We start from the raw sequence: 25,734 nt of genomic DNA on the forward strand, positions 1-25,734 counted from the left end.
TTCAGTATTGAAGCTGCTGCAGGATTTCGCGGTAGATCGCGTTCAGCGGCACCGACTTCTCGACGCCGCCGCGCTTCACCGCTTCCTTCGGCATGCCATACACCACGCAGCTTGCCTCGTCCTGCGCCACCGTGCGCGCGCCGGCCTTCAGCATCTCCAGCATGCCGGCCGCGCCGTCGTCGCCCATGCCGGTCATGATCACGCCCAGCGCATTGGCGCCGGCCGCGCGCGCGGCGGAGCGGAACAGCACATCCACCGATGGCCGGTGGCGATTGACCAGCGGCCCATCCACCACCTCCACGAAATACTGCGCGCCAGTGCGCCGCAACAGCATATGCTTGCCACCCGGCGCAATCAGCACCTGCCCTTGCAGCACGCGGTCGTTGTTCTCGGCCTCCTTCACGCGCACCTCGCACACGCTGTCCAGCCGCGCCGCAAACGCCGCAGTGAACTTCTCCGGCATGTGCTGCACCACCACGATGCCGGGCGAGACGCGCGGCAGCGCCGTCAGCACTTCCTCCAGCGCCTGCGTGCCGCCGGTGGAAGTGCCGATGGCCACCACCCGTTCCGTGGTGGCGGTCATCGGCCGCGCATCGGTGGGCGGCAGGATGGCGTCCGCATTCAGCTTGACGGTGACCGGCGGCGGTTGTGGCGAGGCCAGGGCGCGCGCCGCCAGCTTGCCCACATGGGCGCCGGCGGCGGCGCGCACGGCGGAAACCAGTTCATCGGCGCTGTCATGCAAGAACTGCTTCAGGTCCAGGCGCGGCTTGGTGATGATGGCGACCGCACCGGCAGTCAGCGCTTCCACCGAGGTCTGCGCGCCTTTCTCCGTCAAGGTCGAGCAGATCACCACCGGCGTCGGATGTTCGGTCATCAGCTTGCGCAGGAAGGTGATGCCGTCCATCTTGGGCATCTCCACATCCAGCACGATCACGTCCGGCCACTGCACCTTCATGCGCTCGATCGCCAACAGCGGGTTGGCCACCGCATGGGTGACGGTGATGCCGGGCGCTGCGTTCAGCAGGCCGCTCAGCACCTGCCGCACCACGGCGGAATCGTCGACGATCATGACCTTGATTTCACTCATGCCTGAATCCTTGCTCCTGCGTTGCCCCATCCGGGTTCCGGCGGAACCTGGCGGCTCAGCACCTCGCCGTTACGGATGGTGAAGATGAGTTGACGGTGCCCTTCGCCGAACAGGCTTTCGGACACCACTTGTATGCCGTGCTGCTGCAGCATGCTGCGCGCGTAATCGCCGTTCTGCATGCCGATATCCTTGACCTTGTCGCTGCGCGGGAACATCGCGCCGCCGCCGAAGATCTTGCCCTGGCACTGGATCAGCGGCACGCCCTGCTGCGCCATGCCGTCCACCAGCAGCTGCATGGCGTCGGCGCCATACATGCCCGGCTTGTCGTTCGGCCGGTCGCTCTTGCGCCGCCCATGGCCCGGCAGCAGGAAGTGCGACATGGCGCCGATGCGCAGCGCCGGATGCCACAGCGTGATCGACACGCACGACCCCAGCAAAGTACGCACCCGATACTGCCCGTCGCCGACGAAGTAATCACCCGGCATCAGGAAGATATCGATCAACTTGGCGTCGTTCATGGCTTGCGATAAATCGACGGTGCGACTGCGGTTAAGGTATCGTTGATATCGTTCAGCGTTTCCGAGTGGCCGATCAGGAAGTAGCCGCCCGGCCGCAGCTGCGCCAGCAACCGCGCCACCACCTGGCGCTTGGTCTCCAGGCTAAAGTAGATCATCACATTACGCAGGAAGATCACGTCAAACGTGCCAAGGCGGGGCAGCGGCGCATTCAGGTTCAGATGCTGGAACTGCACGCGCTGCCGCAGCGGACGTTCGATCAGCATGGTGCCTTCTTCCGTGCCCTGGCCCTTGAGACAGAAACGCTTCAGGTAATGCTGCGGCATCTGCGACGCCCGCTCCATCGGATAATGGCCGCTGCGGGCGCGCTGCAACACGCGGGTGCTGATGTCGGTGCCCAGCACTTCCCAGGCACCGTCCACGCCCATCACGTCGGCCAGCACCATGGCGATGCTGTACGGTTCCTCGCCGCTGGAACTGGCCGCGCTCCACACGCGCAGCGCGCGGCTCTTGTCGTGTGCCTCCTGCGCCACGTCGCGCAGCAGCGCAAAGTGCTTGGGCTCACGGAAGAAGTAAGTCTCGTTGGTGGTCAGCAGATCCACCGCCACCTGCAATTCGGCCGGCTGCGCGCGGCTTTCCAGCAGGCGCAGATAGTCGCTGTAGCTATCGAGCTGATAATGCGCCAGCCGCTTGGCCAGGCGGCCGCTGACCAGCGCCTGCTTACCGTCGGACATGGTGATCCCTGCGGCGTCGAAGATAAAGCGCTGGAATTGCAGGAACTCGCGCTCGGTGATCATCGCCACGGTCATGATGCACCGCGATTCACGCCAGGGCGGCAGCGGTGCTGCGCGCCATATCGACAATCTCCTCGCCCGACAGCACGCGCTCGATGTCGAGCAGGATCACAAAGCGGCCACTGTGCTTGCCCATGCCGGCGATGAAGTCGGGCCGGATGCGGGTGCCGAACGACGGCGGCGGTTCGATATCCGCCGCGGCGATTTCCACCACCGCGTTGACCGCGTCCACCAGCATGCCCAGCACCTGCTTCTCTTCTCCGCCGGCTTCCACGATGACGATGCAGCTACGCTTGCCGATCACGCTGGGCGGACGGCCGAAGCGCGCCGACAGGTCCATCACCGGCACCACCGCGCCGCGCAGGTTGATCACGCCGCGCACGCATTCCGGCATCATCGGCACTGTCGCCAGGCTGCCGTATTCGATGATTTCCTTGATGTGCAGGATGCCGACCGCGTACTGCTCATCGCCCAGCATGAAGGTGAGAAACTGGCTCGGTAGCGCGGCCTCGGTTTGCAGCGCGGCGATGGCGCTGCTGCCGTAGTTGGCCACGCTGGAAGAGGATTCGTTTGCAGCGTTCATCTGATGGTTCTCCTATGCGGCCAGCGCCGCCACAGCGCCCTTGGCGCCGACGACATGCATCAGGGCCGCCACGTCCAGTATCAAGGCCACCTCGCCGCTGCCCAGGATGGTGGAGCCGCTGATGCATTTGACTTCGCTGAACAAAGGACTCAATGGCTTGATCACGGTCTGGAATTCGCCCAGCAGCGTATCGACCACCAGCCCGGCGCGCTGGTTGCCGAACTTGAGTACCACGATGCTCTCGCGCCGCGTGGCCGCGCCGTCGATGCGGAACACCTGGCGAAGGCGCACCAACGGCAGCACCTGGCCGCGCAGGTTGGTGTAGTCCTGTCCCGGCTCGGTGGCGTACTCGATGCACTCTTCGATCATGTCCAGCGGGATGACGAATACCGACGATCCCACCTGCACCAGGAAGCCGTCGATGATGGCCAGCGTCAGCGGCAGGCGCACGGTCACCGTGGTGCCCTGACCTTCCTTGCTGCCGACGTCCACGCTGCCGCGCAGCGCCTGGATATTCCGCTTCACCACGTCCATGCCGACGCCACGCCCGGACAGGTTGGTGATCTTCTCCGCCGTCGAGAAACCGGCTTCAAAAATCAGGTTGTAGATTTCGCTGTCGGTCAGCTTGCGCTCCGGGTCCACCAGTCCGCGCTCGATGGCCTTGGCCAGGATCTTCTCCTTGCGCAGGCCGCCGCCGTCGTCGCTGACCTCAATCACGATGCTGCCCGATTCGTGGAAGGCATTCAGCTTGATCATACCCTTGGCCGGTTTGCCCGCAGCCACGCGCACTTCGGCCGGCTCGATGCCGTGGTCCATGGCGTTGCGCACCAGGTGCATCAGCGGATCGCCGATTTTTTCCACCACGGTTTTGTCCAGCTCCGAATCCTCGCCGTCGACAATCAGGCCGATGTCCTTGCCCAGTTCCCGCGCGACGTCGTGCACCACACGCTGGAAGCGGTTGAAGGTGGCCCCGATCTTCACCATGCGCAGTTCCAGTGCGGCGTCGCGCACGTCCTCCACCAGGCCGGTGAGCGTCGAAGTACATTCCAGCAGTTCGGTATTCTGGATGCGCTGGCCTATCAGGTTGGCGCGCGCGCCGGCGATAATCAGCTCGCCCACCAGATCGATCAGGCGATCCAGCTTGTCGGAATCGACGCGGATCGAACGGCTCTCCTGCGCCTTCTGTTCGCTGACCTGCTTCTGCTTGGCCAGCGCGGCTTCCACCACCACCGGCGGCACATTGCCGGCGCCGACCAGGATGCTGCCCAGCTGCTGCGCCGGCGCGTCATCCTGCTTGCCGGATTGCTGGTGCAGCGCTTCTTCCAGCTCGTGCGCGGTGACGCTGCCGCAGCGCACCAGGATCTCGCCCAGCCGTGCGGCGCGCTCCGGCAAGGAGCGTATCAGGTTGACGTACTCCGATACCTTGCTGTTGGGCGGGATGATGCGGATCTCGCAATCGTCCTGCACGAACTCGAACACGCCGGCGATAGCTTCGCGGTCGGCCGTGCTGTCGAAGGCGATTTCAAAACCGAGGTAGCACAGCTCCGCATCCATTTCGTCGGCGGCCGGCAGCGCATCCGGAATGGTGGCGATGCCGACGATGCGTCCCAGCTTGCCCAGGTAGCGCAGGAAGGCGATGGGATCCATACCGTTTTGCAGCACCACGCGGCCGAAGCGCAGCGAGATGTGCCAGTAGTCGCTGTCGCCACGTTCGCTGTCGATGCGCTCGACGCTGGGCTCCGCGTTCACCGTCAGATGGGCCGCCACCGCCGCCGACGATGCCGTCGCCTCGCCGTCCATGTGGCGGCGCAGCTGCTGTTGCAGCATCTCGCCTTCCGGCGCGGTGTCGGGGTTCTGCTCATGCTGGCCGGCGGCCAGTCCGTTGATCATGCCGGACAGGTAGTCGCAGCACGATAGCAGCAGCACCACCATCTCGTCGTTGAGCGTCACGCTGCCGTCGCGCACCTTGTCCAGCAGGCTTTCCACCACGTGCGTGAAGGCGACGATATGATCGAGGCTGAACAGCCCCGCCGAGCCCTTGATGGTGTGCGCGGCACGGAAGATGGCGTTGATCGCTTCGTCCTGGTCGCCGGCCAGGTCCACATTCAGCAGCGCGTTCTCCATCTCCTCCAGCAGCTCGCGGCTTTCGGCGATAAAGGTCTGTAGCGCGTCGTCCAGGTTCATGGCGTCCCCTCAAGCGTGTATCAGCACGGCGTCGCCGAAGAAGGCGACCAGGTCCAGCATCTCAATAATTTCCACCACCGCAGGGCTGTGCTGCAGCACCCGCAGCTCGCGCTGCTCCGCCGTCGCGGTCTGCTTGGCCAGCATCAGCACTTGCAGGCCGGCGGTATCCAGCTCGGTCACGCCGGACAAATCGACTTCCAGCACGCGCGTCTTGCGCAGCGCTTCCAGCACGCTGACTTTCAGATCGGCGGCGCGGTAGATCGTCAGTTCGCCATCCAGGGAAATCCGGGTAACGTCGTCCGCCATCGCAGCCTCCGTCCAGTTAGCTCAATCGATTATGGCAGTACCAGCTTGGCCACGGCGCCCAGCAGCACTTCCGGTTTGAACGGCTTGACCACCCACGCCTTGGCGCCGGCGGCCTTGCCCTCTTCCTTCTTGCTCTCTTGCGACTCGGTGGTCAGCATGATCACCGGCGTGAATTTGTAATTGGGTAGCTGCTTGAATTGCTTGACGAAGGTGATGCCGTCCATATTCGGCATGTTCACGTCGCACACCACCAGATGGATTTTCTGCCCGGTGCATTTGGACAGCGCATCGACGCCATCGCGTCCCTCGATCACTTCGTATCCCGCGCCCTTCAGCGCAATACCCACCACCTGCCGCAGCGAAGCTGAATCATCGACCACCATAATGGTTTTTGCCATGTCTCATCTATCCTCAGAAAAAAGTGATTTCATCGGCGGCCGCTGCCGCCGGCGCCGCCAGTCTGGCGCCGCTGTGCACCGCGTGTTCTTCCGCCATTGCATAGGTCTTTTGCAGTTCGTGCAGCAGCACGTCCGGATCGAGCGCGTCCAGCACGCCGCTGGCTTCGTAGCTGGCGCGGTTCTCGCGCAGCAGCACCGGCAGGCGTTCCATGTTCTCGCGCACATGCGACATCACTTGGCTGACGCGGTCCTGGAACTGCAGCTGCACCAGCGCCTCGCCCACTTCGCCCTGGATACCGACGCTCTCCTGCTTGAGCAACTCGGACGACTGCACCAGCGCGTCCGTCATCTGGCGGAATTCGTTGAGCACCGCCTCGATCATGCCCTCGGCCGACTGCATCGATTTGTCTTCCGCCTCGCTGGATTGCTCGGCGGCCTGGCTGGCAGCCAGGATGGCGCTGCTGATCAGGCCCACGCGGTTGGTGATTTCCTTGCCGGTTTCGGCCGAACGCATCGACAGCATGCGCACCTCGGTGGCCACCACCGCGAAGCCGGCGCCGGCCGGACCGGCGCGCGCCGCTTCGATCGCCGCGTTGAGCGCCAGCAGATTGGTTTGCGCGGCGATGCTGGCCACGCCTTCGGCCATGCCGCGCAGCTCGCGCGTGAAGCGTTCCAGATCCTTGATTTGCCCGAGCATGGCGTGCTTGGAGGCCATCGCCGATTTCATCGACGTCACCACCGAGCCGAGTTGGGTTTCGCTGTGCGCAAACACCTCGGTCATCGCGCTGCCGCCCTGGTTGCCGGCGCCGGAGACATGCAGCGCGTTGTCCAGTTTGTCGACGATGCTGGAGAAGCGCGACGCCAAGTCGGACACCGCTTCTTCCATCTGCGTGCGGGAGTTTTCGATATGCCGGCACCACACCGGCAACACCGCGTCGCCGAAGTGCTCGCGGCTTGCAAGATAGTTGTCGATCATCGGGTTGTCGCCGGTGGCGGCGCTGGTGCCGAAACCCCTGTCGCGCGTGAGCCACACGGCGGCGCCCAACAGCAGCGCGGCCCAGATCAGTGTGGGCCAGCCCCAGGTACTCCAGCCTGCAACGACGGTGCCGATAGCACCAGCAGCGGCTAGCCCGAAGGGCACGAGAATCTTGCTGTTCAACCCGGTATCGTTCTTCACTGGACGCCACCTCGCCGTAGTCGCGGGGCACGCTCACAGCACGCCTCCGGTGTCCCACTGTAGCGCAGAAACCCAGGCCACGCCACCGCGCGACTAAGGTACGCGACAACGCACGTTGCGCAGCTGCATCATGCCCATGGTCGCCGCTGCTCGACATTTGGCGCAGTCCCTAGTACATTGCCAACATTATTAAATTCTTAATTGACTAGGGGTTAACATGAAGCAGTATGGAGCAGAGTTTTTCGGTACGTTCTGGCTGGTGCTGGGCGGTTGCGGCAGCGCTGTGCTGGCGGCCGCTTTTCCGGGTGTCGGCATCGGCTTGCTGGGCGTGGCGCTGGCCTTCGGCCTGACGGTGCTGACCATGGCGTTCGCCGTCGGCCACATCTCCGGCGGCCACTTTAATCCGGCGGTGTCGATCGGCTTGTGGGCCGGCGGCCGCTTCCCGGCCAGGCAGCTGGCGCCCTACATCGTTGCGCAAGTGCTGGGCGGGATTGTCGCCGGCGGCGTGCTGTATTTGATCGCCAGCGGCAAGGCCGGCTTTGACGTCAGCGCCGGCTTCGCCGCCAACGGCTACGGCACGCACTCGCCGGGCGGCTACTCGCTGACGGCGGCGCTGGTGTCGGAAGTGGTGATGACCATGATGTTCCTGCTGGTGATCCTCGGCGTCACCGATGCGCGCGCGCCGAAAGGCTTCGCGCCGCTGCCGATCGGTTTCGCACTGACGCTGATCCACCTGATCTCGATCCCGGTCACCAACACCTCGGTCAACCCGGCGCGCAGCACCGCCGTCGCCGTGTACGTGGGCGACTGGGCGGTTAGCCAGCTGTGGCTGTTCTGGCTGGCGCCGATTGCCGGCGCGCTGCTCGGTGCACTGGTCTACCGCTTGATCGGCAAGGCCGATCCGGTTTAAGCCAGCAGCTTCCGGGCCGGCGCAGCACGGCGCGGCGACGCGGTATCTTCCAGCTTGAAGATGCTGACGGCGTCGGCCAGCTGCGCCGCCTGTTCCTGCATGGCGCCGGCCGCCGCTGCGGCCTGCTCCACCAGCGCGGCGTTCTGCTGCGTCACATGGTCCATCTGCGAGATGGCGATGTTGATCTGCTCGATGCCGTGGGTCTGCTCGACGCTGGCATTGCTGATCTCGGCCATGATGGCGGTCACGCGCTGGATGCTGCTGACCACTTGCTCCATCGTGCTGCCGGCCTGGCCCACCAGCCGCGTGCCGGTTTCCACCTTGCCGACCGAATCGTCGATCAGCGTCTTGATCTCCTTGGCGGCGGCGGCCGAGCGCTGCGCCAGGTTGCGCACCTCGGAAGCCACCACGGCAAAGCCGCGGCCCTGTTCGCCGGCGCGCGCCGCTTCCACCGCCGCGTTCAAGGCCAGGATATTGGTCTGGAAGGCGATGCCGTCGATCACGCCGATGATGTCGACAATCTTCTTCGACGATTGATCGATGGAGGCCATGGTCTGCACCACATCCGATACCTCGGAACCGCCGCGCTGCGCCACCTCGGCCGCGCTGGCCGCCAGCTGGTTGGCCTGACGCGCGTTCTCGGCGTTCTGCTTGACGGTGCTGGTCAGTTCTTCCATCGACGACGCGGTTTCCTCCAGTGCGCTGGCCTGTTCCTCGGTGCGCGACGACAGGTCCAGATTACCGGCGGCGATTTCCGTCGACGCCGTGGTAATCGTATCCGTCCCGTTGCGCACATCGCCGACGATGCGCACCAGGCTGGCCGACATGCGCTGCAACGCACGCAGCAGCTTGCCCGTTTCATCCTTGCTGTAGTCGTCGTGCGCGCCATGGCGGTGGTCGACCAGGTCGCCCTCGGCCACCGACTCGGCCAGCGCCACCGCTTCGTTGATCGGCCGCGTGATGCCGCTGGTCAGCCACCAAGCGAAGGCCACGCCAAACGCCACCACCAGGATCGCCAGCATCACCAGCAGGTTGCGGCTCTGCGCCGCCACCTCGTCGATGCGGGACGCGGCGGCGTCGATTTCCTTGCGCTGGTGGTCGAGGATGTTTTGCAGCTTGCCTTCATAGGTCTTGGCGGCCGGCAGATAGACTTGCTCCAGCAGGCGCGTGGCTTCGGCGTCGTTGCCGGCGCTCTTGGCCTTCATCACGTTGTCGCGCGAGCTGACGTACAGCTTGCGCATCTCGACCAGTTCATCCATCAGCTTCTTGTCGCGCTCGTCGGTCAGCGCTTCGATCTGCTTGACCAGGCTGGAAGCGAAGTTGACGCCTTCCTTGGCCTCGTCCGCGAAGAAAGTAGCCAGCGACGGATCGGCGCTCTTGGCGATGGCGGTGGTGCGGCGGATGCCGGCAAACACCGTGCGGTACCAGTCGGAAATCAGACGTTCCTTGGCCAGCGGCGTTTGCATCATATCGCGGGTGGCGGAGGCCACGCCTTGCAGGCGGTAGATGCCGAGACCGGTGTTCAGGATCAGTACGGCAAGGATGATGGCAAAGCCGAGGGCAAGGCGGCGGCCTATGCTGAGGTCACTGATTTTCATGCGGCGTCTCCACTGGCTGGTTATGTTTATATAGTAACTCTATAGTAACTCCGAAATCATGAATAAAAGCAACTTCTTCAACTGTTTGAAGTTTGAAATAAATTTTAATTTCCATTCTAATTTGCAACAAATCTTGTGTCATGGACTGGGAAAAGGTTTACACTTTCGGATTAACTTGTACAGCCGTTTACATCGTTGGTTTTAAAGACAACCTTGTCGACTGTTCCCACGCCACTCCCAAACAACTGAGATGAGCAACGCATTCCTAGAACACCGCGCTAAATACCGCGAAGTCGTGTCACGCCGTTACGGCGTTACCCCAGAACTGTACGATGAAGCCTCGCGCCAGCTGGCGCCGCTGGCTGTCCCTTTCAGCATGCGCAAGGGCGAATACCTGCAACGCATCGGCACCCCGGCGCAGTATGTGCACTGGCTGCACAGCGGCGTCACCCGCACCGGCTTCATCACCGAGGCCGGCAACGAAGTCACGCAGCACTTCCAGACCGACGGCGAGTCCGTCGGCGCGCATGACGATCTGTTGCGTTCGCGCGAATCGGAACCGGCATTGAATTTTGTGGTGGCGGAGACGGCCATTCATGGCTATCGGCTGGACTGGTCGGAAATCAGCGCGCTGTATAAACGCAACAGCGACATGCGCGATTACTACCTGGGCGCGGCCCAGCGCAGCATCATCGACCAGAGCCGCCGGCTGTACCTGAACGCCTCGCCGGCGCAGGGCCGGCTGAACGCCTTCCGTCGCGAGTATCCGGGGCTGGAGCAGCGCATTTCGCAGAAAGTGGTGGCGTCGTTCCTGGGCATTACGCCGCAGTACATGTCGCAGCTGCTGCGGCTGGACGGCAGCAAGCGGTAATAAAAAAGGCGCTCCACGGAGCGCCTTTTTATTTACTGCCTGATTTATTTCTTGATGCTTTTGATTTTGTTGTTTTCATCCACAAACACCAGCTTCGGCACGTGGGTTTCGATTTCCTGGTCGGTCATCGGGCCGTAGGTGCAGATGATCAGCAGGTCACCCAGCTGCGCCTTGCGGGCGGCGGCGCCGTTCAGCGAAATCTCGCCGCTGCCGCGTTTGCCAGGAATGGCGTAGGTGGCGAAGCGCTCACCGTTGTTGACGTTATACAGTTCGATCTGCTCGTTGACTTTGATATCGGCGGCTTCCAGCAGGTCCACGTCGATACCGCAGGAACCTTCGTAGTTCAGGTCGGCCTGGGTCACCGTTACGCGGTGCAGCTTGGAGCGCAGCATAATACGTTGCATAGAATTCTTTCCCTCGATAGTGATCGTTCAAACTTGGCATCCTGTCCAGGCAGGGGGCAGCGACGCGAGGGCGGCATTGTACCATTCCTCACCATTGCAAGTCGCTTTGTGGCATATTGTTTACTTGTAAACGTATTCAACTATTTTCATGAAGCTGACCCGCCTGCTCTCGCTCTCCACCGCCGTTTTGGCGTTGCTGGTATGCGGCATGCTGGGCCACATCACCCGCAATGCCTGGCTGCGCTACGACGCCACCGGCAGCGGCCTGCAAGCGCTGCGGCTGACGCACGCCGCCATGGTGGCGGCGGAAAAACTGTCGTTTGAACGCGGCCCGGTCAACGCCGTGCTGGGAGAACGTTTTACTGCCGATCCGGCGCGGCGCGAACGTCTGCAGCGCGGGCGCGCCGCCACCGACCTGGCGCTGATGCAGCTGGAACGCGAACTGCTGGCCGACGATGGCATGACGCGGCAAACGGTGCTGGCGCCGCTGCGCGCGGCGCTGGACACGGCACGCCACAGCGTCGACCAGCTTGCCGCCGTGCCGCCGGCCGAACGCACGCCGGAACAGCTAAAGCAAGCCATCGAACAGATGTTCGGGCTGGTGCCACTGGCGCTGGATGCCGCCGCCAGCTACACCCAGGCCTCCGAACTGGCCTACCCGCGCATCACGCGGGCGCTGATCAAGGCCCGCTACGCGGTCGAGCTGCGCGAATACGCCGGCCGCCTCGGTTCCCTGCTGACCGTGCCGCTAACCACGCGCCAGCCATTGACGCCGGCCGAATACACGCGGCTGCAAATGCTGCGCGGCCGCATCGCCCAGCTGCGCCAGCAAGTGCAGGCGACCGACAGCGGCGGCAACCTGGCCATCGTGACGCAGCGCGTGGACGACATCTACTTCGGCGAAGGCCTGCAACTGGTGACCGACATCGAGCAGGCCAGCCGCGCCGGCCGCGCCTACGACCTCGATACCGCGCAACTGGCACAGCGCTACGTGCCGACCATGACGCCGATCCTGGCGCTGCGCGACGAACTGCTGCAGGAAGCCCAGACGCAGGCGCAAAACGACCATGAGCACGCGCGCCGCGAACTGTGGATCGCCACCCTGTCCGGCATCGCCATCCTGCTGTCGCTCACGCTGTTGCTGCTGATCGTGCGGCGGCGCGTGATCGTGCCGCTGCTGCGCGCCACCCGCGCGGTGATCCGGCTGGGGAATGGCGACTACTCGCGCGACTCTGGCGGTTCGCAGCGCGCCGACGAAATCGGCGACATGCTGCGCGCGCTGGCCACGCTGCGCACCAACAGCATCGAACGCCAGCAGCTGGAACTGGAGCGCCAAAGCCTGATCGACGAACTGCGCCTGCGCGCCAACACCGACTACCTGACCGGCATCCTGAATCGGCGCGCGTTTGTCGCCGCCAGCAACCAGCGGCTGCAACGCGCGCGCGACTGCCGGGAAACGCTGGCGGTGCTGCTGTTTGATATCGACCACTTCAAAGCGGTCAACGACGCCCACGGCCACGAAGCCGGCGACCAGGTGCTGATACGGGTGGCGGCGCTGGTGCGCGATGAACTGCGCGACGGCGAGATCCTGGCGCGCCATGGCGGCGAGGAGTTTGTGGTGATGCCGGCCTACTGCCAGCTGGAACAGGCTTGCGCGCTGGCCGAGCGCCTGCGGCTCGCCATCGCCTCGGTGCCATTGACGCTAGCCGATGGCCAGCTGCTACGGGTGACGGCCAGCTTCGGCGTCGCCAGCGCCACCGGACCTGCCGCGGCGCTGGACGATCTGCTGCATGCGGCCGACCTGGCGCTGTACAGCGCCAAACGCAAAGGCCGCAACCGCGTGGAGAGCGCGGCCTAGATTACTTCTTCACCGTCTTCACCGGGGTGAAGGTCAGATCGCGGAAGTCGTAGCTGAAATCCGTTTCGGTGGAAATCGGCGCCATCTTCATGCGCTCGATGCTGCCGTCCGGATTCAGCGCAAACGTCACATAGGCGTCGGCGTTGAAGTTGCGCTCCTTCCAGCGCACGATGAAGGTGTCGTGCTGGAAGTGCTCCAGTTCCCCGCTCAAGTCCGGCGTGCGCTCGAAACGCATGATGCGCTTGCCGCCCTCCTCGCGGATACTGGCCTTGCCGTACCATGCATCTTCATACTCGCCGTCGTAGGCCGCCAGCGGCAGCGACGGTTTGGAGCTGGCTACGCGCGCCTTGCTCTCCTTGCCCTGCCGTTCCAGCTCCTCCTTGTGCGCGGCCGCTTCCTGGTCGGCGTACAGCCCGATCCAGTCGGTCTTCACCGGCACGTCCAGGAACGTGTCCAGTATCGTGTAGTACAGCGAGGCCATGGCCGGGCTGTTCTCCGCATTGGTCAGGATGGCGATGCCCAGCTCTTGGTCCGGCACCATCAGCACCGTCGAATAAAAGCCTTGCAACGCGCCGCCGTGCATGGCGATTTTGTGCCCCTTGTAATCGCGCAGCTGGAAGCCCAGGCCATACGACAGGAAGTTGGGCTTGGTGGCGGCCAACGGCGACTTCGGCTCCTTGATTGGCATCGGCGTCTGCTCGCTCCACAATTCGGCGACCTGTTTGGCGCTGATCAGCTGCTTGCCGTCTGGCGTCTTGCCCTGTTTGAGCAGGAGGTTCATCCAGCGCGCGATGTCTTCGGCGCTGGTGTTGATGCCCACCGCACCGACAGCATTCGGCACCGGCATCGGCTTCACCACCGAGATCTTGTCGTGGATCTTGCTGTGCGGCGCCGAGTAGTCGCTGCTGGCCAGCATGTCGGCCACGCTGGTCCTGGTGCCGCTCATGCCCAGCGGCGTCAGGATGCGCTCCTGCACCGCCTCGCCCCACGGCTTACCGGTCTTGGCGGCGATGATCTTGCCAGCCACGATGTACAGCAGGTTGTCATAGGCGTAGCTGGCGCGGAAGCTGGTGGCGGGCTTGACGTAGCGCAGCCTGTCGATGATTTCATCGGTGCTGAACTGGGTGCTTGGCCACCACAGCAAATCGCCGGCGCCGAGACCGAGGCCGCTGCGGTGCGTCAGCAGGTCGCGCACCGTCATCTGGCCGGTGACGTACGAGTCGTACATCTGGAAGCCCGGCAGGTGCTTGGTGACCGGATCGTTCCAGGCGATCTTGCCCTCATCGACCAGCATCGCCAGCGTGGCGGCGGTGAAGGCCTTGGAGTTGGATGCCACTTCGAACAGCGTTTTACCGTCCACCGGCGTCGGCTCGCCCAGCTTGCGCACGCCGAAGCCTTGGACCACCACCACCTTGCCATTCTTGACGATGGCGATCGCCATGCCCGGCACCTGGAAAGTCTTCAGCGCGCGGTTGACGTCATCGCCCAGCGACGCCGTCACTGCGGCGGTAGTATCGGGCGTCGTCACCGGCGCCGCCATAACAGGCGCACCAGCCAGCGCGCCCCACACCGCCAGCGTCAGCGCGGCGGTTGCAAAAGGTCGGATCATCTTCATTGTTTTTTAAATGCCTTGTCGACGGAGGTCTGGGTGACCGGATGGTAGTGCGAACGCGCCTTGGCGTACACGCCCTTGGCCCAGTCTTTCTCGTTGGGGTTCTTCAGCAGCGCTGTGTACAGCGGCACCACAAACTTCTGGCGGCCCACGCTCATCAGGAATTTATTCAACGGCTCACGCACGTTGTAACCGGCATGCACCGACGCCAGGAAGAAGCGGAAGGCGATTTCGTTGTTGCCGGTTTTACCCAGGCCGAAGGTCTGGTCCAGCTCCTGCATCTGCGCTGCCGTGGCCTTGCCGTCGATATCGTTCAGGAAGTGCATCCACTCCAGCGCGATCCAGCTTTTGGCGGGCAGGTCGGCGGTCGGGAATTCGCCTTTCAGCCACGCGGTGCGCTGCGTATCCAGCGCGGCCAGGCGTGGCGAGGCGGCGCGCTTGGCGCTGGCGGGAATGCCGGGACCATACAGCCACTCATCCAGCTCGGATTGCGACATGATTTCAGGATGCGCGTCCAGCAGGTTTTTCTTCAAATAGTCGACAAATTCGTCGGTGGTGGCGGACTTGAAGGCATGCTGGTCGAACCAGCCGCGCAGGAAGGGATCGAACACGTCGCGGCCGGCGCGCTGCTCCAGGGTGCGCAGCAACCACGCGCCTTTCGGATACACCAAACCAGTGTCGGTATAGCTGGCGGCGCTGGTGTCCGGATCGCGCGACACCAAGGCCTGCTTGGCAGCCGGGATACCCGCCAGCGAAGCAATCGCTTCTTCCTGCTCCACTTGCAGGTTCATCTCCGCCACTTCTTCGCCGTACAGCTTTTCAACAATGCGGGTGGTGACGTAGGTGGTGAAGCCTTCGTTGAGCCAGAAGTGCTTCCACGAGGCGTTGGTTACCAGGTTGCCGGACCACGAGTGCGCCAGTTCATGCGCGATCAGGTCGACCAAGCTCTTGTCGCCGGCGATCATGGTCGGCGTGACGAACGTCAGGCGCGGATTTTCCATGCCGCCGATCGGGAACGATGGCGGCAGCACGATCATGTCGTAACGCTCCCACCGGTACGGGCCATACAGGCCTTCGGCGGCGGCGATCATTTTTTCGGTGTCGGCCATTTCGCTGGCGGCGGCCTCGATGCGCTGCGGCTCGGCGTACACCGCCGAACGCGGACCGACATTGCGCACGTCGATTTCGCCGATGGCGATGGCCAGCAGGTAGGACGGAATCGGCTGCGTCATCTTGAACTTCCAGCCGCCGGCGCCGGTGGCTTGCTGGTCGTTCTCGGCGCTCATCACCACCCGCATGCCGGACGGCGCTTCCACGCGGGCGCTGTAGGTAAAGCGCACCGCCGGCGTGTCCTGCACCGGCGCCCACGAACGGGCGTTGATGGTTTCCGATTGGCTGAACATGAACGGACGCTTGCCGGACATGGTCTGCTCAGGCGTCAGCCATTGCAGCGCGGTGGCCGACGGCGCGGTGCGGTAGTAGATCCGCACTTTCTGCGGCTGGAACGGCAGGGCGATGCGCAGCGCGCGGCCCTTCTCCACATCCAGCTTGTCGAGCATGAAGGAGGCGGCGGTCCAGCGGCCATCGGCGGCCAGCACCAGCACCTTGGCGATGTTGAGTTCATTGGTGTCCAGCACCAGCGTGCGGGCCGACTTGTCGATCCAGTTGAGCGACAGCTCGGCATAGCCGGACAGGATCTTGTGACTGAAATCCGCTTTCAGGTCCAGGTGCAGATCGGTGGTGCGTACCTGGTCGTAGCGGGCGTAGCTCAACGGATCGGCGTGAGCGGAGAGCGACATGCATGCGGTCAGCACGAGTGCGGCAATGGTCTTCTTGATCATGTGGCGATACTTTCAATGTTATCTTCAGCGCGAAGCAGAATACCATAGGGATGTTTCTGTCATGTGTTAAAATCCGCGCCGTTAGTGGGGAGTAGTCGGCTTGCGCCGCCCGGTGCAAGAACCTGTGTCAACATAATCGGTCCGCAGACCGTGGCGCAGGTGGCCGTGCAAATAGCACCGGCTTGGCGAGACCATGATCCTTGGGGCGGCCGTGATGGGCCGGAGCCGCGCCTGGATCATTGGTTAACCGTTCCGGCCCGCGTACCTTACTCATCATGGAAGCATTCTTCGTCTCTACCGGCATTGTCGCTCTCGCAGAAATCGGCGACAAAACCCAGCTCCTCGCTTTTGTACTCGCCGCCAGGTTCCGCCGTCCCTTGCCTATCGTTGCCGCGATCTTTGTCGCCACCATCGCCAACCACGCCTTCGCCGCCGCCATCGGTACCTGGATCACCAGCATGCTGGGACCGGAGTTGCTACGCTGGGTGCTGGGCGCGTCCTTCCTTGCGATGGCCGCATGGACGCTGGTGCCGGACAAGCTGGATGAGGAAGACGCCAAGCTGGCGAAATACGGCGTGTTCCTGACCACGCTGATCGCCTTCTTCCTGGCCGAAATGGGCGACAAGACGCAGGTCGCCACCGTGGCGCTGGCGGCCCGCTACCACAGCATGGTTGCCGTGGTATGCGGCACCACGCTGGGCATGATGCTGGCCAACGTCCCTGCGGTCTACTTCGGCGACAGGATCGCCAACAAGATCTCGCTCAAGCTGGTTCACGGCATTGCTGCCGTGATCTTCGCGGTGCTGGGCGTGGCGACGCTGTTAGGCGCCGGCGCCTCCCTGGGCGTTTAACATCGCAGTGGCCGGCGGCGCCCCCGCCGGCACCAGCAACTCAACGCGGTGCGTGCGGCCGCTGTCCTGCAACTCGATCAAGCCATCGGGCTGCGGCACGCCGTCCACCGACATGATCGGCGCCGAGGTCGCGCCTTTGTTGACGCGGATCTCGTAGGTGGCGCTGGCGTAGCGATAGGTCAGCGTGAACGTGGTCCAGTTCTCCGGCATGCGCGGCTCCAGCTTCAGATGGTTGGCCGTGCGCGTGAGGCCCAGCAGCGACTCCAGGATCAGGCGATACATCCAGCCGGACGAACCGGTGTACCAGCTCCAGCCGCCGCGCCCCACATGCGGCGCCACTGCGTACACGTCGGCCGTTACCACATACGGTTCCACCTTGTAGATTGCGGTGTCTTCCGGCGTGCGGCCGTGCATGACCGGATTGATCATGCGCGCCAGTTCCCAGGCCCGTTCGGTATCGCCCAGGCGGGCGAAGGCCATCGCGGTCCAGATCGCGGCGTGGGTGTACTGCCCGCCGTTCTCGCGCACACCCGGCACGTAGCCACGGATGTAGCCCGGATTCGGACCGGCCTTGTCGAACGGTGGATCGAGCAGCTGGATGATGCCGGAATCACGCCGCACCAGGCGCTGATTGACCTGCTCCATCGCGCCGCGCACCCGCACCGGATCGGCGGAGCCGGACAACACACCCCAGCTTTGCGAAATCGAATCGATCTGGCATTCCTCGTTGGTGTGCGAACCGAGCGGCGTGCCGTCGTCGAAGTAGGCGCGGCGATACCATTCGCCGTCCCATGCGTTCTGCTCGACGTTGGCGGCGACGCGGCGTGCCTGTTCGCGGCACTCGGCGGCGAATGCCGTGTCGTTGCGCATGTCGGCCACTTCGGCAAAGCGCTTCAGCACTTCGCACAGGAAGAAGGCCAGCCACACGCTCTCCCCTTTGCCATGCTCGCCGACTTTGTCCATGCCGTCGTTCCAGTCGCAGGAACCGATCAGCGGCAGGCCGTGTACGCCGAAACGCAGGCCGTTGCGGATGGCGCGCTGGCAGTGATCGTACAGCGTGCCCTGCTCGCTGGAACGGGCCGGCATGTCGTAATACGAATCCTCCTCCGGCTTGACCGCGCGGCCTTCCAGATACGGCGCCATCTCATCGAGGATGCTCATGTCGCCGGTGCTGGACACGTAACGCCAGGCGCCCAGCGGCAGCCACAGATAATCGTCCGAGCAGTGCGTGCGCACGCCACGGTCCGACGGCGGATGCCACCAGTGCTGCACATCGCCTTCCAGGAACTGGTGAGCGGCGCACAGCATCAACTGGTCACGCAACAGTTGCGGCTGGGTGTGGATGGTGGCCATCGCATCCTGCAGCTGGTCGCGGAAGCCGAACGCGCCACCCGACTGGTAGTAGCCGCTGCGTGCCCAGATGCGGCAGGCGATGGTCTGGTACATCAGCCAACCGTTGGCGATGACGTCCAGCTCCGGCTCCGGCGTTTCGATGCGCACGGCGCCCAGCGTTTTCTCCCAATGCGCATGCACCGCGCGCAGCGCTTCGTGCGCCGCTTCGGCACTGCGGTGTTTCTGTACCAGGCTGCTGGCGTCGGCGTTGCGGCGGCCGGCCACACCCAGCACGAACACGATCTCGCGCTCCTGGCCTGGCAGCAGGTCGAACGGCGCCTGGATCGCGGCGCAGGCATCCAGTCCGGCGCCGATCTTGCCGGACAGGCGCGAACGGCGCAGCGCGGCTGGTGCGGCCAGCGTGCCGTTGCGGCCCATGAATTCCGTACGGTCGGCGGTGATGCTGCGCAGCGTGGCGTCGCAATTGAAGAAGGCCACGCGGCCGCTGAATTCCGTGTTGTACGGGTTCTTGGCGAACAGCGCGCCGCTGACCGGATCGGCCTCGGTGACGATGTGCATGCCCGACTTGGAGCGCATGTCGCCCAGCACCCATTCCACATAACCGAAGGCCGACAGGCGGCGCTGCACCAGCGAGTCGTTGCGCACTTTCAGCACGGTGTACTTGATCGGCGCATCGACCGCGACGAAGGTGGTCATCTCGGTGAAGATGCCGGCCTCGATGTGTTCAAACACGCTGTAACCGAAGCCGTGGCGCGTGATGTAGTCGCCATTGCCGCGCGCTGGCAGCGCCGTCGGCGACCAGAACTGGCCGCTCTGTTCATCGCGCAGGTAGAACGCTTCGCCGCTGCTGTCGCTGACCGGATCGTTGTCCCATGGCGTGATGCGGTACTCGTGCGCGTTCTCGTGCCAGGTGTAGGCCTGGCCGCTTTCCGAAATCACGGTGCCGAACTGCGGATTGGCCAGCACGTTGGACCACGGCGCCGGCGTGCGCTGGGCGTCGCTGGTGGTGATCACGTATTCGCGGCCGTCCGGCGTAAAGCCGCCGGTGCCGTTTTCCAGTATCAGTCCGCGCGCCGGATGCGTGACCGGGCCGGCGTCCGCATACTCGCCGCGATTATCGGCCAGCAGTGGCGGCATGCGCAGCGTCGGCGGCGTTGGACGCTTGATCTGCTCGGCCAGCGAACCGCGCGAATCGCTGATGATGACGCGCGCCACCGACTGCATCAGCACCCGGTCCTCGTTCGGGATCTGGTCCATCAGGCGCACGAAGATGCCGCCCGGACGGTCGATCGCCTGGGCGTCAATGCCGGAAGCGATCAGGCCCATGATCTGGTCGTGCAGCGCCTGGCGGTAGCCGGATTGGTCTTCGTACCAGATCACCAGGTCCACCACCAGCCCTTTCAGGCGCCAGTAGGCATGCGCCTGTACCATCTGGCGCGCCAGTTCGATGTTGGACGGATCTTTAATCTGCATCAGCACGATCGGCAGGTCGCCGGAAATCGCATATGCCCACAGGCCGGACTGGCCGCGCTGGTTCTTGATCAGGGTCGCGGCTTCGGCGCGCAGGCCGGCGTTCGGGTAGATCACCGAGTTGGCCAGGCGGCCATACAGCTGGCCGTCCGCTTCGCTGGCGTTCAGTTGGCGCAGCACCACCTGGCTGTGGGTCCACGCCAGTTCGAACACGCGGTCGGCCAGATGACGGTCCTGGTATTTGTCGATCAGGTGCAGCGCCACGTCGCGCTGTTCGGTCATGCCGGTGACTATGTCCACCGTCGCAAACTGGTCCGGCTTGAGCGTGATGGTGTAGCGGATCGCCACCACCGGATCGAGCACCGAACCTTCGCCGCCGCTCAGCGGTCCCTCGTTCAGCATCGCGCTCGGCGCGGCCATGGTGTTGCCCCGGCCGATGAAGCGCGAACGGTCGGTTTCGTAGGAGACGTTGACCACCGGCGCATCGTGCACCATCATCGAATGCATCATCCACGGCATGACTTCATGCGCGCCGCGCGGACGGCGCGTGCACAGGATGGCTTTCTGCTGCGGCAGGATTTCGGTCTGCACAAACAGTTTGCTGAAGGCCGGGTGGGCATTGTCGGCGGCTGCCGGCGCCATCACCACTTCGGCGTAGCTGGTCACTTCGATGGTGCGCACGCGGTCCGATTTGTTGGTGATGCGGGTACGACGCAATTCGATATCGTCTTCCGGCGACACCACGATTTCCGTGTACAGATCGATGTGACGATCGGAGCGGCGGAACTCGGCGCGGCCTTCGGAGAAGATCACTTCATGCTTGCGTGGATCGACCAGCGTCGGCTGATAGGTGGTGGACCAGAACTCGCCGTCCTCCACATCGCGCACGTAGCAGAAGTTGCCCCAGTTGTCGCGCGTGCTGTCTTCGCGCCAGCGCGTCACGGCCAGGTCTTTCCAGCGGCTGTAGCTGCCGCCGGAGTTGGTGACCATGACGTGATAGCGGCCGTTGGAAAGCAGCTGGGTTTCCGGCACCGGCGTCGAATGCTGCGTCAGCACGCGCATCGGCATCGACTGTTCCGGCGCGGTGCTGCGGATGGCCGCCATTTCGGTGGTGTTGGAGTAGAAGGCGCCGACCTGCGGGCTGCGTTCCTGCAGCACCAGCAGCGTCGATTGCAGCAGCGGATCGGATTCGAAACGGCGCTGCATCGGCCGGTCGTGCAGCAGGTAGCTGAGCGACAGGAAGCCCATGCCCTGGTGGTGGACCATGAACGAACGGATCACCGCCGCGCTCTGGCCGCGCGGCAGACGCGACGCCGTGTAGTCGATCGCTTCGTAGAAACCGTAGCGGCCCATATAGCCCAGCTCCGCCATCTTCTGCAAGTTGGCGCACGAGGCTTCCGGCTGCACCATCAGGCCCATCATGCTGGCGTAGGGCGCGATCACCAGATCGTCGGCCAGGCCGCGCTTCAGGCCCAGGCCCGGCACGCCGAAGGCGCGGTACTGGTAATTCAAGCTGGCGTCCACCGTGTTGTAGCCGGATTCGGAAATCCCCCATGGCACGTTGCGCTGTTTGCCGTAGTCGATCTGCGCGTCGATCACGGAATTGTAGGTCTGGTCCAGCAGCGTGCTTGGATAGTTCGGCATCACCAGCAGCGGCATCAGGTACTCGAACATCGAGCCGCTCCACGACAGCAGCACCGGCTTGCCGGCGACGATGCACAGCTGGCGGCCCAGCGCGAACCAGTGTTCCTGCGGCAGCTGTCCCTGGGCGATGGCAACGAAGCTGGCCAGGCGCACTTCCGACGCCAGCAGATCGTAATAGCTGGCGTCCAGGCGGCGGTCGCTGACGTTGTAGCCGATCGCCAGCAGGTTGGTGGTCGGGTTGAACAGGAAACCATACTCCATCTGGGCGAAAGCGCCGCAGCGCAGCGCCAGGTCGGCCAGCGCGCGCATGCGCTCATGCGCAGCGGTGCTGCCTTGCTCGAACAGTGCGGCCAGGCGCTGCTGGCGATCGCGTTCATCCGGCGCCAGGTCGTTGATGGCGATGGAGGCGGTGGACCGCGCCAGGGCTGCCAGTTCGCGCAAGGTCGGCATGCGCGTCATGCTGGTGTCGAAGATGGCGTCCGGCGACAGCGCGGCCCACGGCGTCAGCGCGGCCAGTTCGTCCAGCGCGGCGCGGCATTGCTGCACCAGCGACTCGGCCCAGAGGGCGGCGGCTTCGCTGTGGGTGACGGCGTGCGGCTGGAATTCCTCCGCAGCGACGTTCACGCGCGTCAGCCAGCCATACAGCTCTTGCAGGTTGCCGGCGTCCGGCGCCGGCGTCATCGCGGCCAGCAGCGCGTCGATTGCGTCGGCGGCAACGGCGGAGGTGGTGGCGGCGCCGGTGGCCGAGGCGCCGGCGGCAATACCGGCATCGGCCAGCGTCTCTTGCAGCACGCGCGCGGTGGTGGTGATGCCGTCGATGATTTGCTTGCCGAGCACCGGTTCGTCATACAGGCCGGTCAGGCCCGGCGCCATGGTCAGCAGGTGGCCAGCCAGGTTGCCGCTATCCACCGTCGAGACGTACATCGGATGCAGCGGCTTGAGCGTCAGCGTGTCGTACCAGTTGTAGAAGTGACCTTGGTGACGCTCCAGCTGGTCCATGCTGTCCAGCGTATTGGCGGTGCGCGCCATCAGCTGGCTGACGGTGATGTAGCCGAAGTCGGTGGCGGTCAGGTTGGCCAGCAGCGCCATGCCGATGTTGGTCGGCGAGGTGCGGTGCGCAATCACCTGCACCGGATGCTCCTGCATGTTATCCGGCGGCAGCCAGTTGTCTTCCTGGCCGACGAAGCGCTCGAAATACGCCCAGGTACGGCGCGCCAGCTTGTTGAGGAACAGCGTCTGTTCGGTCGACAGCTGGGCGGACTTGCGTTCGATCGGACGGCTGATCCAGTCGGCGATGGCCGGCGCCACCAGCCACGCCAGCAGGAACAGCGAGGCAGGCGGCAGGCTCGATGGATGCCATCCCAGCAGCGCGCCGCCGACGAACAGCGCCAGCACCGGCGCAAACCACATGGTGCGCCAGGTGCTGACCGTGCCGTCGGCCTGGCGCACCAGGGTGGACGCGCGCCACTCCAGCAGCTTGCGGTGCGAGACGAAGGAACGCCACAGGCTGCGCAGGATCGCATCCACGCTGAAGTAAGCTTCGTACGGCAGGAAGGCCAGCATCAGGATCGCGTGCGAGAACTGCATGCCGCTGCGTCGCAAGGAGGCGCGGATATGCTGGCTCCACAAGGTATCGCGCGGACGGCGGCACAGGTCATACACCACGCTGACCAGCGGCGGCAGGAAGATCACGGTCAACACGGCGCTGGTCCACATCCATGGATCCGGCAACCAGCGCCACGCGGTGATCAGCGACAGTACCAGCGCCGGCGCGGTCAGGCTGCGGCGCAGATTATCGAACAGCTTCCAGCGCGACAGCAGCGACAGCGGATTGCGTTCGCGCTTGCCACGGCCGCTCGGCACGCGGCCGGCCAGCCAGCCGATCAGCTGCCAGTCGCCGCGGATCCAGCGCTGGCGGCGGCTGACGTCATCGCTGTACTGGGTTGGATAGGCTTCGTACAATTGCGCGTCGCTCAGCAGGCCGGCGCGGATGTAGCAGCCTTCCAGCAAATCGTGACTGAGAATGGTGTTTTCCGGCAGACGGCCACCCAGCACTTGCTGGAACACGTCGATATCGTAGATGCCCTTGCCGATGAAGGAGCCTTCGAAGAACACGTCCTGATAGACGTCCGACACGGTGCGGGTATAGGGGTCGATGCCCGGCTCGCCGCCGCACAGTTTTTCATAGCGCGAGGCGTTCTCGCTCGGCAGCGCTACCGCCACGCGCGGCTGCAGGATGCCGTAGCCTTCGGTCACGCGGCCACGTTGCAGGTCGACGCGCGGACGGTTCAGCGGGTGCTGCATGGTGGCGATGAATTCCTTGGCCGCGTCGCGCGGCAGCTGGGTGTCGGTGTCCAGCGTGATCACGTAGCGGATGCTTTCCAGCTCCGAGGTGTCGCCCACCACCAGCGAGAATTTGTCGCGCGCGCCGCCGCGCAGGAAGGCGTTCAGGTCTTCCAGCTTGCCGCGCTTGCGCTCATAGCCCATCCACACGCCTTCCTGTGGATTCCACATGCGCGGGCGGTGCAGCAGCAGGAACGGCGCGTGCGGCGAACCGGCGGCGTACTTGTGATTCAGGTGCGCGGTGCAGCGCTTGAGCTGTTCGGTCAGCGCGTCGTCGTTCGGCATCTTCTCGGAACGGGCGTCGGCGAAGTCGGTCAGCAGGCAAAACGTCAGATTGGGATCGCGGTTGGCGAGGAAGCGCACTTCCATCTGCTCGAACAGGTCGTCGATGTTCTCCTTGCTGTAGACCAGCGTCGGCACCACCACGACGGCGCGCGCGTCGGACGGGATGCCGTCCTTGAAATCCATGCGCGGCAACGGCCGCGGATGGGTGACCAGCGTGGCGACCCAGTTCACCAGGTTCAGCGCCAGATGGCTGCTGCCCAGCAGCGCCAGCACGCCCAGCGCAAACAGCACAAAGCCATGCACGCCGTAGAACGACGCGCGTTCCAGCAGCAGCGCGGTCGACACCAGCGAAATGGCGGCGATGGCGCCGAGGTAGGAGGTCAGCGGCGAGGCGCTGGAAGTCTGTTGCAGCGCCTCGGCCCACGGGCGGCGCATCTGCGTCTGTTTTTCCAGCGCGGCCAGGCCGCCGCCGATCAGGTAGAAGCCCACGTGGCCATGGCGCGAATCGCCGGTGCCGTGATGCGCCATCGCCAGCGCCAGGGCCTGCTGCGCCACTTCTTCTTCGGTGAAGCGCGAGCGCTTGGCGATTTTTTCAATCGAATGGCGGTACTGGTCGCGCGTGGCGAATTCCATTTTGCCGTAGATGTCGGCCGGGTCCTGGCGCAGCGTTTGTTCGACCTTGCTCATGGTCTCGACAAACTCCTGCCAGTCCATGGTACCGAGGAAGCGCAGGCTGCCGATGCTGTTGGCGATCGAGACCTGCTCCGCCGCCTGCTGCTGGATCTCGGCCTGGATCTGCTGTTCGATGGTCTGGCCGATTTCGGCCAGGCGGTGCGTGATCCAGGTCAGCGCCAAGGTCAGCGCCGGGCTTTGTCCTTGCAGGCGGCGCGCCAGTTCGGCCACGAAGGCGCTGGTGATGGGCGGATTGGAACGGGCCATGTCGGCCACCATCAGAATCAGGCCGCTCGGATTTTTGTCGGCGATCTCGGTCATCTGATCGGCCCAGGTGTTGGCCAGGTCGCGCTGGGCGCGGTTGTCGGCCACGCGCGCGGCCACGCGGCGCAGGTTCTCGATCAGCGCCAGGCGCAGCATGATCGGAATCGCCCACAGTTCGCCCAGCTTGAGGGTGGCGACTTCCTGGTAGGCGTCGACAAAGCGGCACAGCGATTCCGGATCGACGCGGCCATCGCCGTGCGAAATGATCTCCAGCGCGATCTTGTAGACGCGCGGGCAGCCATCCGGTGCGCCCTTGCCCAGGCGCGGCAATTCCTTGCTGTAGTCCTTCGGCAGGTGGCGGCGGGCGATGCGGATCTGTTCTTCGATCAGGTAGAAATTATCCAGCAGCCATTCCGACGCCGGCGTGATCTGGCGCCCGGCCTTGATGGCGGCGGTCAGTTCATCGCAGGTGGAATCGATGACGGCGGCGTTTTCCGTCAGACGCGACAGCAGGCGGTCGCGGCCGCCGCGCTTGCTCAGCTCATGATGCTGGGCCAGCGTCTTGCCGTGCGCGGCCATTTGTGCGGCACTGAAGAGTTCCGCGCGCAGCGGCAGGTCTTCGTCATCGTCTTCGGACACCAGGGAGCCGGAGGGTGATTCGCGGAAACCCAGGGTCATCTCGGGCAGGATAGGATTGGACTTGTTCAACTTGGA

At 64.4% G+C, this 25,734-nt stretch carries 17 protein-coding genes and 1 riboswitch; of the genes, 4 read left to right on the forward strand and 13 right to left on the reverse strand.

Features of this window, described 5'->3' with window-relative positions:
* Window position 1: 1 nt before the first annotated feature.
* The 8 genes from GTP69_RS14085 to GTP69_RS14120 are packed head-to-tail and all read right to left on the reverse strand — an operon-like array spanning window position 2 to window position 7,044.
* On the reverse strand, window positions 2-1,087 hold the full coding sequence (locus GTP69_RS14085) for a protein-glutamate methylesterase/protein-glutamine glutaminase (RefSeq protein WP_161055470.1): 1,086 nt from the start codon (window positions 1,085-1,087) through the stop codon (window positions 2-4).
* Window positions 1,084-1,605: a chemotaxis protein CheD gene (locus GTP69_RS14090; RefSeq protein WP_202424418.1), complete on the reverse strand. Its 522-nt coding sequence runs from the start codon at window positions 1,603-1,605 to the stop codon at window positions 1,084-1,086. The genes GTP69_RS14085 and GTP69_RS14090 overlap by 4 nt, the downstream gene beginning before the upstream one ends.
* Window positions 1,602-2,411: a CheR family methyltransferase gene (locus GTP69_RS14095; protein ID WP_161055471.1), complete on the reverse strand. Its 810-nt coding sequence runs from the start codon at window positions 2,409-2,411 to the stop codon at window positions 1,602-1,604. Before GTP69_RS14095 ends, GTP69_RS14090 begins: the two co-directional genes overlap by 4 nt.
* 13 nt (window positions 2,412-2,424) lie before the next feature.
* Window positions 2,425-2,979, reverse strand: a complete 555-nt coding sequence (locus tag GTP69_RS14100) for a chemotaxis protein CheW (protein ID WP_161055472.1) — start codon at window positions 2,977-2,979, stop codon at window positions 2,425-2,427.
* Window positions 2,980-2,991: 12 nt separating this feature from the next.
* On the reverse strand, window positions 2,992-5,163 hold the full coding sequence (locus GTP69_RS14105) for a chemotaxis protein CheA (protein ID WP_161055473.1): 2,172 nt from the start codon (window positions 5,161-5,163) through the stop codon (window positions 2,992-2,994).
* A 9-nt stretch (window positions 5,164-5,172) separates the two neighbouring features.
* Window positions 5,173-5,469, reverse strand: coding sequence for an STAS domain-containing protein (locus GTP69_RS14110; protein ID WP_161055474.1), 297 nt, complete (start codon window positions 5,467-5,469; stop codon window positions 5,173-5,175).
* Window positions 5,470-5,498: 29 nt separating this feature from the next.
* Window positions 5,499-5,867 carry a response regulator gene (locus GTP69_RS14115; protein WP_161055475.1) on the reverse strand — a complete coding sequence of 123 codons (369 nt, stop codon included), beginning with the start codon at window positions 5,865-5,867 and terminating at the stop codon, window positions 5,499-5,501.
* 13 nt (window positions 5,868-5,880) lie between these two features.
* Window positions 5,881-7,044 (reverse strand): methyl-accepting chemotaxis protein, encoded by a 1,164-nt coding sequence (locus tag GTP69_RS14120; protein ID WP_161055476.1) that lies wholly within the window; start codon window positions 7,042-7,044, stop codon window positions 5,881-5,883.
* 217 nt (window positions 7,045-7,261) lie between these two features.
* Between GTP69_RS14120 and aqpZ the strand changes: the two genes are divergently transcribed.
* Window positions 7,262-7,954, forward strand: coding sequence for an aquaporin Z (gene aqpZ / locus GTP69_RS14125; RefSeq protein WP_161055477.1), 693 nt, complete (start codon window positions 7,262-7,264; stop codon window positions 7,952-7,954).
* Here the strand turns inward: aqpZ and GTP69_RS14130 are convergent.
* Window positions 7,951-9,552: a methyl-accepting chemotaxis protein gene (locus GTP69_RS14130; RefSeq protein WP_161055478.1), complete on the reverse strand. Its 1,602-nt coding sequence runs from the start codon at window positions 9,550-9,552 to the stop codon at window positions 7,951-7,953. The genes aqpZ and GTP69_RS14130 overlap by 4 nt on opposite strands.
* 250 nt (window positions 9,553-9,802) lie before the next feature.
* Here GTP69_RS14130 and GTP69_RS14135 point away from each other — a divergent pair, with 250 nt between their 5' ends.
* Window positions 9,803-10,423 carry a Crp/Fnr family transcriptional regulator gene (locus GTP69_RS14135; protein WP_229260942.1) on the forward strand — a complete coding sequence of 207 codons (621 nt, stop codon included), beginning with the start codon at window positions 9,803-9,805 and terminating at the stop codon, window positions 10,421-10,423.
* 44 nt (window positions 10,424-10,467) lie between these two features.
* On the opposite strand, the gene panD is transcribed toward GTP69_RS14135, so the two are convergent.
* Window positions 10,468-10,827 carry an aspartate 1-decarboxylase gene (gene panD / locus GTP69_RS14140; protein WP_110846333.1) on the reverse strand — a complete coding sequence of 120 codons (360 nt, stop codon included), beginning with the start codon at window positions 10,825-10,827 and terminating at the stop codon, window positions 10,468-10,470.
* A gap of 148 nt (window positions 10,828-10,975) precedes the next feature.
* Here panD and GTP69_RS14145 point away from each other — a divergent pair, with 148 nt between their 5' ends.
* Window positions 10,976-12,685 (forward strand): GGDEF domain-containing protein, encoded by a 1,710-nt coding sequence (locus GTP69_RS14145; RefSeq protein WP_161055479.1) that lies wholly within the window; start codon window positions 10,976-10,978, stop codon window positions 12,683-12,685.
* Window position 12,686: 1 nt separating this feature from the next.
* Here the strand turns inward: GTP69_RS14145 and GTP69_RS14150 are convergent, their stop codons facing one another.
* A complete protein-coding gene (locus GTP69_RS14150; RefSeq protein WP_161055480.1) occupies window positions 12,687-14,300 on the reverse strand; it encodes a serine hydrolase in 1,614 nt (537 codons plus the stop codon).
* A complete protein-coding gene (locus GTP69_RS14155; RefSeq protein ID WP_161055481.1) occupies window positions 14,297-16,138 on the reverse strand; it encodes a M1 family metallopeptidase in 1,842 nt (613 codons plus the stop codon). The genes GTP69_RS14150 and GTP69_RS14155 overlap by 4 nt, the downstream gene beginning before the upstream one ends.
* Before the next feature lie 74 nt (window positions 16,139-16,212).
* Window positions 16,213-16,396, forward strand: a riboswitch (yybP-ykoY riboswitch).
* Window positions 16,397-16,413: 17 nt separating this feature from the next.
* Here GTP69_RS14155 and GTP69_RS14160 point away from each other — a divergent pair.
* Complete coding sequence (locus GTP69_RS14160; protein ID WP_161055482.1) at window positions 16,414-16,989, forward strand: TMEM165/GDT1 family protein; 576 nt, start codon at window positions 16,414-16,416, stop codon at window positions 16,987-16,989.
* Here GTP69_RS14160 and GTP69_RS14165 read toward each other — a convergent pair.
* Window positions 16,960-25,698, reverse strand: coding sequence for a GH36-type glycosyl hydrolase domain-containing protein (locus tag GTP69_RS14165; protein WP_161055532.1), 8,739 nt, complete (start codon window positions 25,696-25,698; stop codon window positions 16,960-16,962). The two genes, GTP69_RS14160 and GTP69_RS14165, sit on opposite strands and share 30 nt — an antisense overlap.
* Window positions 25,699-25,734 lie beyond the last annotated feature (36 nt).

Origin of the sequence: Duganella levis (assembly GCF_009857605.1) — a bacterium.
Taxonomy (GTDB): domain Bacteria; phylum Pseudomonadota; class Gammaproteobacteria; order Burkholderiales; family Burkholderiaceae_D; genus Rugamonas; species Rugamonas levis.